Source organism: Chitinophaga sp., from assembly GCF_017745275.1.
Lineage (GTDB): Bacteria > Bacteroidota > Bacteroidia > Chitinophagales > Chitinophagaceae > Chitinophaga.
Map to the genome: position 1 here is coordinate 108,218 of NZ_JAGHZS010000013.1, position 16,185 is coordinate 124,402.

Annotated in this window: 11 protein-coding genes; 5 read left to right on the forward strand and 6 right to left on the reverse strand. The window is 44.5% G+C overall.

Annotated features, from left to right (window positions below; all coding sequences use genetic code 11):
* Positions 1–31 precede the first annotated feature (31 nt).
* The 4 genes from J7623_RS31065 to J7623_RS31080 form a co-directional block, all read right to left on the reverse strand.
* A complete protein-coding gene (locus J7623_RS31065) occupies positions 32–745 on the reverse strand; it encodes a DUF5683 domain-containing protein (RefSeq protein ID WP_291929083.1) in 714 nt (237 codons plus the stop codon).
* Positions 738–1,655 carry a ParB/RepB/Spo0J family partition protein gene (locus tag J7623_RS31070; RefSeq protein ID WP_291929086.1) on the reverse strand — a complete coding sequence of 306 codons (918 nt, stop codon included), beginning with the start codon at positions 1,653–1,655 and terminating at the stop codon, positions 738–740. The genes J7623_RS31065 and J7623_RS31070 overlap by 8 nt, the downstream gene beginning before the upstream one ends.
* Positions 1,639–2,460 (reverse strand): AAA family ATPase, encoded by an 822-nt coding sequence (locus J7623_RS31075; protein ID WP_291929091.1) that lies wholly within the window; start codon positions 2,458–2,460, stop codon positions 1,639–1,641. Before J7623_RS31075 ends, J7623_RS31070 begins: the two co-directional genes overlap by 17 nt.
* Before the next feature lie 67 nt (positions 2,461–2,527).
* Positions 2,528–3,208, reverse strand: coding sequence for a metal-dependent hydrolase (locus J7623_RS31080; RefSeq protein ID WP_291929094.1), 681 nt, complete (start codon positions 3,206–3,208; stop codon positions 2,528–2,530).
* Positions 3,209–3,700: 492 nt separating this feature from the next.
* Here J7623_RS31080 and J7623_RS31085 point away from each other — a divergent pair, with 492 nt between their 5' ends.
* From J7623_RS31085 to lon, 4 genes are all read left to right on the forward strand, one after another.
* Positions 3,701–4,969 (forward strand): metallophosphoesterase, encoded by a 1,269-nt coding sequence (locus tag J7623_RS31085; RefSeq protein WP_291929097.1) that lies wholly within the window; start codon positions 3,701–3,703, stop codon positions 4,967–4,969.
* 113 nt (positions 4,970–5,082) lie between these two features.
* Positions 5,083–5,991: a hypothetical protein gene (locus J7623_RS31090; protein WP_291929100.1), complete on the forward strand. Its 909-nt coding sequence runs from the start codon at positions 5,083–5,085 to the stop codon at positions 5,989–5,991.
* A 111-nt stretch (positions 5,992–6,102) separates the two neighbouring features.
* On the forward strand, positions 6,103–6,714 hold the full coding sequence (locus J7623_RS31095) for a porin family protein (RefSeq protein ID WP_291929104.1): 612 nt from the start codon (positions 6,103–6,105) through the stop codon (positions 6,712–6,714).
* A 243-nt stretch (positions 6,715–6,957) separates the two neighbouring features.
* Positions 6,958–9,360 carry an endopeptidase La gene (lon, locus tag J7623_RS31100; RefSeq protein WP_291929106.1) on the forward strand — a complete coding sequence of 801 codons (2,403 nt, stop codon included), beginning with the start codon at positions 6,958–6,960 and terminating at the stop codon, positions 9,358–9,360.
* 258 nt (positions 9,361–9,618) lie between these two features.
* Here lon and J7623_RS31105 read toward each other — a convergent pair whose 3' ends face one another.
* Both J7623_RS31105 and ahcY read right to left on the reverse strand, forming a co-directional pair.
* Positions 9,619–10,350: a pyridoxine 5'-phosphate synthase gene (locus J7623_RS31105; protein ID WP_291929109.1), complete on the reverse strand. Its 732-nt coding sequence runs from the start codon at positions 10,348–10,350 to the stop codon at positions 9,619–9,621.
* Between the two features lie 170 nt (positions 10,351–10,520).
* Positions 10,521–11,849: an adenosylhomocysteinase gene (gene ahcY, locus J7623_RS31110; RefSeq protein ID WP_291929112.1), complete on the reverse strand. Its 1,329-nt coding sequence runs from the start codon at positions 11,847–11,849 to the stop codon at positions 10,521–10,523.
* Between the two features lie 479 nt (positions 11,850–12,328).
* On the opposite strand from ahcY, the gene J7623_RS31115 reads away from it, so the two are divergent.
* On the forward strand, positions 12,329–16,185 hold a 3,857-nt coding region (locus J7623_RS31115; RefSeq protein ID WP_291929115.1), incomplete at its 3' end, for a Calx-beta domain-containing protein.

Consider the following 16,185-nt stretch of genomic DNA (forward strand, 5'->3'; position numbering starts at 1 on the left):
AGTTGTATTTAGATTGATTGATAAAGATTGATTAAAGGCCGGCAACGTAGCGGATACCCTTGCTTTTTTTGCCGCCTATAGACAGGTGCACGCCTATGCCCAGTGTACGGTTGTTGATCAGTGTAGGGCTAACACGCATACTGAGATCGTCAGACATATCGAAATTGCGCAGGTGTGCAAATACGGTGGCATCCACAATGTTCAGTCCATAAGCCAATATGAAAAACAGCACGGAATAGTCTACGTATTGGCGATATTGGTCACGATTTACCTTTAGCCCCTCATTAGAAAATCGTTTGATCCGTTCATCTGTTGTTTCCGTATCCGGGTTACCATCCATCCGAAGGCGGTAGGCATCACGGAATAGCTTATAGGTATTCATGTTGTCAATAAAGAAGTAGGTACAGGTACCAAGGGCAGCATATACCAGTGGCATTTTCCAGTACTCCCGGTTGTAAGCCTGTCCCAGGCCTGGTACTACGGCTGAATACAGCGCTGCTTTACGTGGGCTGTGGGGTAACCGGCTATTGGGAACGTAAGCAGAATCGGTAAAGATGGCTTTATTTGCTTTCACCGTATCCGTTCCCGGAGCAGGTATAGGCCGTATCAGCGTATCCATTGTTTTGGCGATGGGTCGCAGGGTATCCTGTTGTGCCCTGAGGGGAGCAGCAATTACCATTGCAAGCAAAAACAATAAACAGCCACGTTGTAATAGATGAAGTATGTATTCCGACTTATTAGCCACCGTATATATCTATTTTTTCCAGGATGCTATCCAGCTCTTCATCTGAATAGAATTCAATTAAAATACTTCCTTTGCCGCTTTTGCCTCTGTCCAGTTTTACTTTAGTCGAGAAATGAGAAGCCAGTTGGTCCTGAATTTTCTGGAAAGCAGGGGCCAGCTTCAGTTTAGCAGATTTCTGCTGAGGATTTTTGTCAGATTGATTAATTCTACGTGCCAGCTCTTCTGTTTGACGAACAGACAGGCCACCTTTGAGGATTTCGTTGTAGAGGAACAGTTGGTTTTCTACATTTTCCACACCGGTGAGTACACGGGCATGTCCCATGCTGAGTTGGCCATTGCGTACTGCTACCTGGATATCCGGTGGCAGTTTGAGTAAGCGTATATAGTTGGTAACGGTACTTCTTTCTTTGCCCATGCGGTCGGCTACCTGTTCCTGTGTGAGGGAACATTCTTCCATTAACCGTTTGTAGCTTAATCCCACCTCAATAGCGTTGAGGTTTTCACGTTGCAGATTTTCCAGCAGCGCGAGTTCCAGGAGTTCTTGGTCGTTTACCTGGCGAACATAGGCTGGAATATCTTTCAGGCCGGCTAATTTGCTGGCTCTGAGGCGTCGTTCACCGGCAATCAGCTGGTATTTTTTCAGGCTGATTTTAGCAACGGTAATCGGCTGTATAATGTCATGGAGCTTAATAGACTGGCTTAACTCCTGCAAGGAAACCTCATCGAAGTCACGACGCGGCTGTTTCGGATTGGTAACAATCTGATCGAGCGAAATGCGTTCAATACCGGTAGCAGTAGCTACTACCTTATCACCCAGGGTACTGGCAGTCTGCTTCAGATCTGTGTCGATGTTTTGAAGCAGTGAGCGGATGCCTTTACCCAATGCCTCTTTCTTACTTGGATTGGTCATCGTTGATAGCTAGGATTTTGTCTTTGGATTTAATTTTAGTGTAGTTATGTTTCTGCAGAATTTCTTTCGCCAGGTTCAGGTAATTAATAGCACCGGTACTGGCGGCATCATACATAATTACAGATTTACCAAAGCTGGGAGCTTCACCCAGTTTGGTATTACGGTGAATGATGGTGTTAAACACACTTTCTTCAAAATGTTGTTTTACTTCATCCACCACCTGGTTGCTGAGACGCAAACGACCATCGTACATGGTCATCAGGATGCCTTCAATTTCCAGGTCAGTATTCAGGCGGCTTTGTACAATTTTGATGGTATTGAGTAATTTACCCAATCCTTCCAGTGCAAAAAATTCGCATTGTACAGGGATGATCACGGAGTTAGATGCTACCAGTGCATTTACGGTGATCAGGCCGAGGGAAGGGGAACAGTCTACAATTACAAAATCATAATCCGCTTCCACGCTATCTATTACCTGTTTCATCACTCTTTCCCGGGTAGGGTGATTGATGAGTTCCAGTTCAGCACCTACCAGGTCAATATGGGAGGGCAGCACTTTCAGGTTAGGAGTATCTGATTCCAGTATCACGTCTTTGGCATGCACATCGTTCACCATACAATCATACAAGCTCTGCTGCACATTACGCAGGTCGAAACCCAGTCCTGTGGTGCTGTTTGCCTGAGGATCCGCATCTACCAGCAATGTTTTAAATTCCAGCACAGCCAGGCTGCTTGCCAGGTTTATTGCACTTGTAGTTTTTCCTACGCCACCTTTCTGGTTAGCGATTGCGATTATTCTAGCCATTGTGTAATTTAAAAATTCAAAGGTTATTTATAGGATAAAGGATAAATCATGAATGATCACTTCTTCCTCAAACCTCTATAGTACTGCCTATTTCAGGAAGTATCAAATCCAGCCCCGCATCTTCAAATTGTTGTAATGCTTCTTTCACATCAATCTTAACGTAGCCAAATGTATTGTAGTGTACACCAATTATTTTGTCGCATTCAATTAACTCCGCGGCTGCAATTGCATCTTCAATACCCATCGTGAAATTATCACCGATGGGCAGTACCGCAAAATCCAGAGAGGCAATGGCCGGTACCAGCTCCATGTCTAACGTGAGCGCAGTATCGCCGGAATAATAAAAATTACCTTCTTCCGTCATAAATATAAATCCCATCGGATTGCCACCATAAGTACCATCTGGTAAACTGCTGGAATGCTGTGCTGTTACACATTTCACGGTACCAAAATCAAATTTCCATTTACCACCGGTATTCATGGGATGCAGTTTTTCCACCCCCTGTTTTCCCGCCCAGGTCACAATTTCATAATTGGATACTACCGTAGCATTGGTCCGTTTTGCCAGGTCCAGCAAGTCTGCCGTATGATCCTCATGACCATGCGACACAAATATATAATCCGCCGTAATGGCATGGATATCTACTTTTTGGGCCAGTTCATTGTGGGTGATAAAAGGATCAAAAAGAATCTTTTTACCCTTTATTTCCACTGCAAAACAGGAATGTCCATAGCAAGTATACTTCATATTAACCGTTTTATTGCGGAATTACGAATTACAAATTACAAATGACGGATTTGTATGGAGATAGTAAACGGGAAGAATTTTCGCTATTATCTCCCCACAAATCCGTCATTTGTAATTTGTAATTCGTAATTCTTTCTAAAAGTAGCTTAATCGGACAAAAATACAACGATTACATAAAAATCGGGTGCTGTAGTATATTTATTTATACACAAACTATTCGCAGAACAGGCCACTCAATTTGTTAACGGGTTCGTTTCTAACCAGTTTAAGCAGGGGTAAGTTTAATATATTATTAAAATATTAAAATTATCTATTGTATACCGGCCAGCCAGCAAATGTACTGTTTCTGCCAGCTTAATAAAAAAAATAAAAACATACAATGTTCTCCTTTGTTATTCGTCTGTATACCAGCAGGTAACCAGTTTTAACTTTTATAACCAGATTACTTGCATTAAATTGGCTGATTATTATATACTATATTAAAATTTTATAATGCGACCTGGGTTAAATTCTGTTATTCTCATTGTTTTTCTCCTATTGTTGGACATATACGTGTTTCAGGCGGTGAGAGCCATGGTGTATATGTCGGCCCCCCGGGTAAGAAACATCACCTTCTCTGTTTACTGGTTTATATCCATTACCATCCTGCTGACCATTGCCCTGCTGCCGTATATCAACTGGCACAACTGGCCTGCTCCGGTTAAATCTACCCTGACCGCTATTTTCATGGGATTGGTAGTGGCAAAACTGCTGGTAACGGTATTCCTGCTGCTGGACGATGTAAGAAGAGGCATTGTATGGGTCATCCGCCGTTTCTCCGGCACACCCACCGCGGATGTAGCGCCGGGCGTAGTGAGTGGTATTACCCGTTCCCAATTCCTGAGCCGCCTTGGATTAATTACCGGCGGTGCTTTCTTTGGCACCCTGATGTACGGCTTTTCCAATAAGTACAACTACCGTGTGCATAAAATAAAGCTGGCATTTAAGCAACTACCTGAAGCCTTTAAAGGGCTGCGAATTGTACAGATTTCGGATATTCACTCCGGCAGCTTCGCCGACCATAACGCGGTACTGAAAGGAATCAAATTGATCAACGATCAGAAGCCTGACCTGGTGCTGTTTACCGGCGATCTTGTGAATGACCGGGCCGATGAAATGAACCAGTGGATGGATGCCTTCCGCCAGGTGAAAGCCCCGATGGGCGTTTATTCTTCTCTCGGCAACCATGATTACGGTGAATACTATCCATGGCCCGATAAAACACCCAATGGCTACAGTGCTATGCAACGCGCCAACCTGGAACGCCTCAAGGCTGTACACGGGGAGCTGGGTTGGAAACTGATGCTGAATGAGAACGTGGTACTGGAACGTAACGGGCAGCAAATTGCCCTGCTGGGAGTGGAGAACTGGAGTGCTATTAAGCGTTTCCCCCGCTATGGTGACCTGAAACGCGCCTATGAGGGAATCGATCATATTCCGTTCAAGATATTATTGTCGCACGACCCTACCCACTGGAATGCACAGGTGCGCCCGGAATACCCTGATATTAACCTGATGCTGGCCGGCCATACCCATGGTATGCAGTTCGGCGTGGAAATCCCGGGCCTGAAATGGAGCCCGGCCCAGTACTTCTACAAGGAATGGGCGGGATTATACAGGAAGGGAGAGCAATTCCTGTACGTAAACCGTGGTTTCGGTTTCCTGGGTTACCCGGGAAGAGTAGGTATTTTACCGGAAATCACGGTGATAGACCTGGCATAAGGAAAGGTTGACCGACAGAAAAGCAGTGTTTAACCCCACAATCGTCCTATTCATGGGATCTGCGGTGTTTAATGGTGAATTACGCTTATCTTGCAGGTACGTACTCATTAAACATGCGCCTATACTTCTTAACCTTCCTGTTGTTATGTAGCCGTGTTGCAGCGGGACAAACTTTGGCAGAGCTGGAAAAACAGCTGGATTCGCTGCTGCAGAAGCAGCAGAAGAGTGAAGTAGTGGCTGGTATCGGCTATGGCAATAATCCGGCTTATGGAAGTAAAGTGGCCAACTTTGAGACGCCGATCATTTTAAAAACATTTCTGTCTCCTTCGCTGAGTTATTATCACAAGAGCGGTTTTTACGCCGGCGTTAGCAGTTATTATCTCTTCAATGCTAATAGTAACCCCTGGTTTGAATGGGACCTGACTGCTGGTTACGACTATACGAAAAACAAGAATTTCCTTACCGGGATTTCGTATACCCGTTATATATATGCTGATTCCAGTGACGTACCCGCTACGCCGATTAAGAATGAAATATTTGCTTATTTCTATTACCGCAAATGGTGGCTGCAGCCGGGTTTGAGCCTGGATTACGGATGGGGAAAAGATGTGGCAAAGGGCATGCATGTTCGGGAAACGCTCCGTGGAAACGACTTTAACGTTATTGCCGCCATCCGGCATCCATTCATTTATTCCGGCGTATTAGCCCGGACAGACGTGATTATGTTCACTCCTTCTGTAAATTTTACATTGGGTACTGCCAACTATTACAGTAATCTGAAAGCATTCCAGTATATCTCCCGGTCAACGAAGCTGATGAAAGCAAAAAGGCATCCGGGTAAGGAATTAAATTTTGAAGATCATACCGATTTTGAACCCCGCGCAGTGGATGTTACCCTGAATCTTTCCTACTTTATAGGCCGTATTAACCTGGCGCCTTCTTTCACTGTTTTCAAGTCTCTCGGCGGAACCGACGAGGGAATTATGAGTTACTTCACCGCCCGTATGGCATACAGTTTTTGATTTCCTTTAACAAATAGCACGGAATTTGTATTTACGGCCAGCGTAATTGCAAGATAGGGGTATCATGTTCCAGAGACGTCTATATTTTAACCATTACTAACAAATGTTTTTATGAAAAAACTGTTTTTAGCCGTAGCAGTGCTGATGATCGCTGCCGTATCGACCGTTAATGCGCAGAGTTCCAAATTCCTCCGCTTTGGTGTTAAAGGAGGTGCAAACCTCGGAAAGCTGGACGGAACGGGTTTCCAGGATGGATTTAAACTCGGATATCACCTGGGTGCATTTGCACAGGTAAACCTGGCAAAAGGATTTGGCGTACAGGGAGAAGTGATCTTTTCTTCTACCAAAGCTGAAACAACAGATGACTACAGCAAAATCTACCAGGGTGTAAGTACTGCTGAAGATCGTAAGAAAATCAATCTGAATTATCTGAGTATTCCATTGTTAGCCAATATCGACTTAGGTACCCCACGTTTGAAACTCCAGGTGGGTCCTCAGTTCGGCGCTTTGGTAAGTGACAAAAAAGTACTGGGTGCTGCCAATGAGGCTTTCAAAGGTGGCGAAATTTCCGGTGTAGCTGGTTTATGGCTGCAATTACCAATTATTAACATCAGTGCCCGTTACATTATCGGCTTTAATGATGTTAAGAATGCAGAAAGCGTTGTTACTACCAGCAACTGGAAAAATCAGAGCATACAATTAGGCGTTGGGGTTAGCTTCTAGCCCTTAGCTGTTAGCTTTTAGCAAAAATGCCGCGGAGAAGAATGTATTTTACGTTCCTCTCCGTGGCATTTTTATTTGAGGCAAATAGTCAAAAGCTGACAGCTAATTGCTAAATGCTGTTTAGCTGCGGACTGACGCTTCGTCACTTGGCATCAAACTTGACAATGTAGGGATACATAAAAAATAGAGGACTTACACAGGATTGTCTGACAGAATGTCCTCATGAGGCTTTAAATAACTCAGATGAACAGATTTTATTTAGGAAATTCGGAAGATGAAATGGAGTTCATGCCTATTATCCCTTTGAATGAAGATGGGGAAGGACAGGAGGATGAAAAGATTCCCGATGAACTGGCATTATTACCATTAAGAAATACGGTATTATTTCCGGGTGTTGTCCTGCCAATTACGGTAGGCCGGGATAAGTCAATAAAAGCAGTTAATGACGCTTACAAAACCGATAAATCAATCGGTGTAGTGGCACAGAAAGACAGTACCATAGAGGATCCGGCAGTAACAGACCTGAGCGATGTAGGTACTGTGGCCCGTATTGTTAAGCTCATCAAAATGCCCGATGGTGGTACTACCATAATTATCCAGGGGCGTAAGCGCTTTAAAATAGATGAAATTGTAACGGAAGATCCCTACTTCAAAGCCAAAATCAGTGTGCTGCAGGATGAAGCCGCAGAAGATGATTCTGAATTTGAAGCCTACATTTCCTCTATTAAAGACCTGGCTGCACAGATTATTCAACTGTCGCCCAACCTGCCTTCAGAAGCCAGCATTATCCTGAAGAATATCGAAAATCCATCTTTCCTGGTGCATTTTGTTTCTTCTAACCTGAATTCTGATTTAAAAGATAAACAGCAACTGCTGGAAATTAACAACCTGCGCACCCGTGCAGAGCTGTTGATGAAGTTGTTGCAAACAGAATTGCAACTGGCAGAGCTCAAAAATAAAATTACCAATAAAACCAAGGCAGACCTGGACAAGCAGCAGCGGGATTATTTCCTGCAGCAGCAGATGAAGTCTATCAAGGAAGAATTGGGTGGTGATGCCAATGACCGGGAGCTGAAAGAAATGAAGCGTAAGGCAGAAGAGAAGAAATGGCCTGCTGCTGCCGCGGAAGCTTTTGCCAAAGGCATTGAGAAGCTGGAGCGTATGCATCCCAGCACCCCCGACTACAGCGTGGTATACAACCACCTGGACCTCCTGCTGGACCTGCCATGGGGCGAATATACCACCGATAGCTACGACCTGAAAAAGGCGAAGAAAATACTGGACCATGACCACTATGGCATGGAAAGAATCAAGGAACGTATACTGGAATACCTGGCCGTTTTAAAACTGAAAGGAGACATGAAATCTCCGATCCTGTGTTTTGTAGGCCCTCCGGGCATTGGTAAAACCTCTCTGGGACGCTCTATTGCGAATGCAGTTGGTCGTAAGTATGTACGTTTGAGCTTGGGAGGTTTACACGATGAAAGTGAAATCAGGGGACATCGTAAAACCTATATTGGCGCTATGCCGGGCAGGGTGGTACAGTCTATCCGCAAAACCAAATCGTCTAACCCAGTGATGATCCTAGATGAAATTGACAAAATAGGCAATGATATGCGTGGCGATCCTAGTTCTGCCTTATTGGAGGTACTGGATCCCGAACAAAACGGCACGTTCTACGACAACTACCTGGAGCTGGAATATGACCTGAGCAAGGTGTTGTTCATTGCTACTGCCAACAATATCAATTCTATTCATCCTGCGCTGCGCGACAGGTTGGAAATTATTGACCTGAGCGGTTATTCTATTGAAGAGAAAGTAGAGATCGCAAAAAGGCACCTGTTACCGAAGCAGCAGGAAGCACATGGATTAGCAGCTACTAAAATAAAGATTGCCAACCCGGTGATTGAGCAATTGATCTCCGATTATACCCGTGAGAGTGGGGTGCGTGAACTGGACAGGCAATTTGCGGCCATTATGCGTAACCTGGCCAAGCAGGTGGCCATGGAAGAGGAATTGCCGGCCACTTTAACCGGCGAAGATTTACAGCGTATACTGGGTAAACCCCGCTATTCGAATGAGATCTATAAAGTGGGTAATCCGCCGGGAGTGGCTGTAGGTTTGGGTTGGACGTATGTAGGAGGAGATATCCTTTTTATAGAAAGTAGCTTAAGTGAGGGCAAAGGCGACCTGAAACTGACAGGTAACCTGGGCAATGTGATGAAGGAGTCGGCGGTAACTGCATTGAGCTACCTGCATTCACATGCGGCAGAGCTGAAGCTGGATACTAAGTTATTTACCACCAAAAGCGTACATCTGCATATTCCGGAAGGAGCCGTACCTAAAGATGGTCCGAGTGCAGGTATCACGATGATGACGGCGCTGGCGTCCATTTTCTCAGGACGTAAAGTAAAATCTTACCTGGCAATGACAGGTGAAATTACTTTGCGTGGCCAGGTGTTACCGGTGGGTGGTATCAAGGAAAAAATACTGGCGGCCAAAAGGGCAGGTATCCGGGAAATTATCCTGTGCTGGCAAAATGAGAAGGATATTAAGGACATCAATCCTTCGTATATCAAAGGAATGAAGTTCCATTATGTACGCGAAATGAACCAAGTGCTGGATATTGCGTTATTAAAGAAGTAAGTACGCGGAACATTGCTATCAGGCATGATAGCAAATAATATATAGTTCATAACGGTTTTGTTGTGACCCCGTTGTGAGCTTCATGTTGATTGTTTTAAGGGTTATAAAGCCATTCCTTGATCGGGAATGGCTTTATTATTGAGCAGAAAGCACAAAGCAGAAAGCATAAAGCTATTGTAGCGAATGATCAAAGCGTAATAATATACGCAATGATCATTCGCTACAATAGCTTTATGCTTTCTGCTTTGTGCTTTCTGTTTAATCTGTCAACTGGCGTTTATACAGCTGTATGGTATTTTCGAGGCCGAAATAAAGGGCGTCAGCCACTAATGCGTGTCCGATAGATACTTCTTTCAGTTGCGGAATATGCAGTTTAAAGAAGCGAAGGTTATCGAGATTGAGGTCATGGCCGGCGTTAAGGTCGAGGCCAATGGCGGTGGCTTCTTTCGCGGTGTTTTTATAGTCGTTGAACAGCTGCAGATTTTGCGGCTGTGTCCGTGCATTCGTATATTCTTCTGCGTAAGGGCCGGTATATAATTCGATGCGGTCTGCTCCGGCGGTTTTGGCGCCTTCTACTTTGGTAACATCTGCATTGAGAAATATGGATACCCGTATGCCTGCTTTTTTGAGGGTAGAGATCACATCTTTCAGTTGCGACTGATAAGCGATGGTATCCCAGCCGGTATTGGAGGTAATGGCATTGGGCGGATCGGGAACCAGGGTACATTGGTGAGGTTTAACGGCCAGTACGAGGTCCATAAAATCCTGTGAGGGATATCCTTCGATATTAAATTCTGTGGTCACTAATGGCTTCAGGTCTCTAACATCCTGATAGCGGATATGACGTTCATCAGGACGCGGGTGGACGGTGATACCATCGGCACCGAAGCGTTCACAATCCTGTGCCACTTTCAAAATATCCGGTAGGTTGCCTCCCCGTGCATTTCGCAGGGTAGCAAACTTGTTGATGTTTACACTCAGCTTTGTCATGACGCAAAAATACTTCTTATAAAAGAAAGCGCAAAGCATAAAGCATAAAGCAAAAAGCTATTGAAGCGATTGACCGTTTCGGAAAAAAATCAGAGCGAATAATCAAAACGCATGTACGTTTTAACTATTCGCTCTGGTCAATCGCTTCAATAGCTTTATGCTTTGCGCTATTAATATCTGTAGTAGTCTGGTTTGAATGGTCCTGCTACCGGAATGCCGAGGTATTCGGATTGGGTAGTAGTGAGAACATCCAGTTCTACGCCTATTTTTTTCAGGTGTAAACGTGCTACTTTTTCATCGAGGTGTTTAGGCAGTACGTATACTTTGTTTTCGTAGTTTGCTGAGTGCAGCCAGAGTTCCAGTTGAGCCAGTACCTGGTTGGTGAAGGAGTTACTCATTACGAAAGAAGGGTGGCCGGTAGCGCAACCCAGGTTTACCAGGCGGCCTTCTGCCAGCAGGATGATATCTTTACCATCGATGGTATATTTATCTACCTGTGGTTTGATTTCTACTTTAGTATTGCCATAGTTTTTATTTAACCAGGCTACATCAATTTCGATATCGAAGTGACCGATATTGGAAACGATGCATTTATCTTTCATCAGTTTGAAGTGTTCGCCGGTGATGATATCGCGGCAACCGGTGGTGGTAACGATGATATCAGCTTCTTTTACAGCGTCGTTCATTTTCTTTACTTCGTAACCTTCCATTGCAGCTTGTAAAGCGCAGATAGGGTCGATTTCGGTAACGATTACACGGGCGCCGGCACCTCTCAGTGATTCAGCGGAACCTTTACCTACGTCACCAAAACCAGCAACAACCGCTACTTTACCAGCGATCATTACATCGGTAGCACGACGGATTGCATCTACACAGGATTCGCGGCAACCATATTTGTTATCAAATTTGGATTTGGTAACAGAATCGTTGATGTTGATAGCCGGCATAGGCAAAGTACCTGCTTTCATACGCTCGTATAAGCGGTGAACACCGGTAGTGGTTTCTTCACTTAATCCTTTGATATGCTGGATAAGCTCAGGGTATTTGTCAAACACCATGTTGGTAAGGTCACCACCATCGTCCAGGATCATGTTCAGTGGACGGTCAGGGCTACCGAAGAACAGGGTTTGTTCAATGCACCAGTCGAAATCCGCTTCATTTAAACCTTTCCAGGCAAATACAGGCACACCTGCAGCGGCAATAGCAGCAGCAGCATGGTCCTGGGTAGAGAATATGTTACAAGAGCTCCAACGCACTTCCGCGCCCAGGTGCACCAGTGTTTCAATCAATACGGCTGTTTGGATCGTCATGTGCAGGCAACCGGCAACGCGTGCGCCCTGTAAAGGCTTGGTGTTACCATATTCTTCTCTCAATGACATCAAACCAGGCATTTCTGCTTCTGCCAGTTCTATCTCCTTACGACCCCAGGCCGCGAGGGACATATCTTTCACCTTGTATTCGAGGCTAAAATCAATATTGGACTTTGCAATTGTTGACATGCTGAATTATTTTTTGCAAATCTAGGGTTATTTTAACTTTTAACATAATGATACTGTATTGCTATAGCAGGCAAGCCCGCTAAAATTTTGTTAACCACCTGGTGAGGCGCCCACAACTCCAAAATCAATAAATTATTTTGATTTAATATAAATATTATTATAGATTTGCTAATTAAAATATATGATTTTATATATAATTGTTTGGAAATGTGTGACAGGTGGAAGGGTATAGAATAATACCGTAATCATCAAAAATGCCATAAAGAGGTCTCAGGCGCCCCCTCCACCCATCAGATTAGAGACATTTTAATAATTGCCGGTAGCTGGTTTTTCAGTTTCATCAGAAGAGAGAAAGAAACATTATTAAGTGCTACCGGGAGAGCCAATTACAGAGATTCGCATATAGGGTTTTACAAAGGACTGTTTTACGCATTTTTGACTAAAAATCTATATGTATAAATAGAAATTTACACGCTTATATGTTACTCCTTTCCCATCCTATGAAAATGATTAAGCAAGGTATGCCCCGTCGTATCTACGCATTGCAGTTAAGGGCCGTCTACCTGATCATCGCTTTTTTTAGTATAAGCATTGGTGTAAATGCACAAACTTTTCCCCTTGTTATCAACCAGGGTGGAGGTACTAACGCTACTAACGGATTAAGAATAGAGATAAATAGTAATGGAACCTACGCGGTATTCAGAAAGGGTAAAACGGAAAGTGCGAAGGACATTAATACAGGATACCTGGGAGCCAGAACACACGTTGCCTTTAACGTGGACGATTATGGCATCGTAGGAAACCTGATTGATGTTAGTTATTCCTCCATTTCTCCCCTGATGGGTAGTGGTACTGCTGCTAATCCGTATCGGGTGAGTATGATTGGAAAAGTTGATTTTTATGATGCATCCATTGATCAGACTTTTCCTACCACGGTCATCATGACTCTTACCTATATAACCCCGAATAACTACTATACTGTTGATTACACCCTATACAACGAAAACTTTTATTATACGCCGCATATTTACATGGAGGAATTTGCGACGATGCAGGATGGTAACTATAATCTGCCCAACCCTGATAATAACACCATGCAATTTGGTTATATCGAGGGAGTAAGCCCAAATCCATCCGTAATAGGTTTTGCCAGAAGTAGTGATGTACATGGAACCACCGCTACACCTGGTCCACTTACGCATACTTATCATGCCTTTGATAAGTTCAGCTCCTTTTCTGCCCGTAACTATAATTCGAGAATGACTCGTGTAGGAGTTGGCTCGCTGAATAATGATATTTCCGTAGTGGACATGGCAGATGGTATTCGAAAAGGGTTGGCGGTAGAAGTGAATTGCGGACAATTAGAAACGAAGTACAGGGCTGTTGGGACAAGGATTGGTGTGTCCTATGGCGATAATCTCACTGCACCGGTAGTACCTGTAAATGCTACTCCTGTGAGTACCCTCAGCAGTCCGTTGACTGTTTCGTTTGAAAGAGCTGATACATCCGGCCTGGAGGGCGCAGACGGGGATATACATGATCCGTATAACCTCCGGCTTAAAGTAACCTCCGGAGGGATTGTAAAAGTCCCCATCTATGTAAAAATAAATCTGCTCCCGGCTACTGCCGGAGATCTCCGTGCCGCTGTTTTGGGTACGGATTTTACATTTCAGGGAGGTTACATGATCCCGGCAGGAACCTATGCCACCGGAGATTTTATTCCATTGAAAAATATCAGCATTATTGGAAATAACCGACTGGAATATAGCCGTCATTTTACCTTACAACTGGAACAGGTTCCGGATAACCAATTGCTGCTGATTGATACCAGTCCTTCCGGTATTACTACCTGTACCTATACCATTAAAGACGATGAGCCTAAAAATATCGTTCTTAATACCCCCGCAAATATTAAAGAAGGTTTTATTGATAGCGTGCGGGTAGCCTTGCCTCCCGGCGTACGCGCTTCTGAAAGAACATTGGTAAACCTCTCGATTCAAAGTGGCACTGAAGCAACTGCCGGCACAGACTTTACTTATAACACCACCGCCTATGTTGAAATAGACTCCAATGGGGTGAAGATCCCGGTAAGAGCTGCGCTCGACAGCATCATTGAAAAAGATGAATTGATTAAACTAAAAGCAGATGCCGTGGTAATGGGAGAAGCACAAACTTTTGCGCAGTCGCTGCTCCTGCTGGATTCTACCCGGTTGAACCCATCTCTCACTACCGTGTCAATTACATCGGATCCACCAGCTTCCCTGAAGGAACCGTATGATGGAAAGCTGACTTTTAGCCTGCCACCACATGTAACAACCGATTTGCCTATCGGCATTAAAATAAATAAACTGCCTGCTTCCACCGCTACCGATATCGTGGATTATCAATTGGCGGATACCGCCGTGATTATTGCGGGTGGACATGATACCACTGCCACCTTCAAAATTATAGACGATAATAAAATTGAAGGAACGGAACACCTGAACCTGTCGCTAACTTTAACAGAAAGTGTTGCCCACACGGCTCTGACCAATACTCCCGTTGCACTGGATATCCTGGACAAGCAGTTGCCAATGACGGCGCCGGTGATCTTAAACATTTCATCGAACAGCGCCAATGAAGGTACATCGCCATATGTATGGGCACAGTTGCCCAGTGGCCTTTCCACCCAGATTCCGATTAAGGTGAAATTTAAGCCAGGCGGCTCTTCTACAGCTTTGCCCGGTAGTTATACGTTTGCTACGGACTCTGTCACCATTCTTCCTAACCACGTACTTTCAGATACTATTTATATTACCAATACTGCAAATACTATTTTTGATGACACCCGTGATTTGGTATTGGTCGGAAATTCTCCTGATAACGGCATCCTGGTAAAAGACAGTGTGAAAGTGACGATTGTAGATATGACCGATCCGTCTAAAAAAGTATTGACGCTGACAGCAGACAGCCTTGCACTGAAGGAAGGAGATAGTACCAGGTTCAAAATGTCGCTGCCTGCAGGTTACCGCTCTTCCAAACCGCTGACCATTGCACTGACGACCAATGCAACAGGTACCGAAGCGGCTGTCACTGATTTTAAATACCTGCAAACGTCTATTACTTTCCCGAAAGATACTGCTGTATTTACTACTACTAATGAGGTGATCAAAGCACTGACTGATCAGATTTTAGAAAAAGATGAACAGTTAAATATATCCGGTACCGTTAGTGGAGCTACCGGTTACACCGTAGTAGATGCACAACTAAAAATTAATGACGCTACCCGTAGAGATGCTACTAAAACAGTAATCACCTTTACTCCGCCAACAGCAGGTATGCCTGAAAACAGTACCCAGCAAATTGGCTTCAAGTTGCCTGCTGGTGTAACTACTGAAATACCGATTAAAGTATCACTGGCTGCCACCGGTACCGCTACCGCCAATACCGATTACAACCTGCCTGTTGATACCAGCTTTAACACACCATCTGCTGCTATTGAATTGAAAGTAGCGGGAGATATATTGGTAGAAGATGATGAAGCTATTCACATTATACCATCTGTAAGCGACCTTTATAATACTACCTATATATTCAGCCCCGCCACATTTGATCTGACGATCAAGGATGCGCAGTATCCATTCCCAGCAGGCGACTCAGTATTACTGAGCTGCACACCGGATAGCGTAAACGAAGGACAAAGTGCAGTGATTACGGCTACCTTCCCTCATGGTTGGAAAGCCGGAAAAGCCTGGACCATCAACCTGACAAAAGATGTGGTGCAGTCTACCATTGCGAGCGATCGCTATACCAGTTTCCCTGGCAGCATTACGATTCCGGTAAATGGTACCAACGGTACTACTACTATTCAAACGTTGGCTAACCAGGTGTTCAGTGATGAAGGTGCGTTGATCATAGATGGTAATAAAGGTGATGTGAAGATGCCGGCCCGCAGTACTGATCTTTACATAAAAGATAACACGGATCCTACAAAGAAAGTCCTGACCATTATATCCGACAGTGCTGCCCTGACCGAAGGCAACAGCACCCGGTTCAAAATGTCGCTGCCAGCCGGTTACCATTCTGCCAAGCCGCTCACGATTGCGCTGACGACCAAAGCCGCTGGTACCGAAGCAGCAGCCACCGATTTCCAATACCTGCAAACATCAATTACATTCCCGCAGGATACCTCTGTGTTCACTACTGTTTCACCGGTGATTAAAGCGCTGGTAGACCAGATCCTGGAGAAAGATGAACAACTGAATATAGCCGCTGCTGTTACTAACTCTCCGGGTTATACGGTAACAGATGTGTCGTTGAAAATCAACGATGCTACCCGCAGGGATGCTACTAAAAC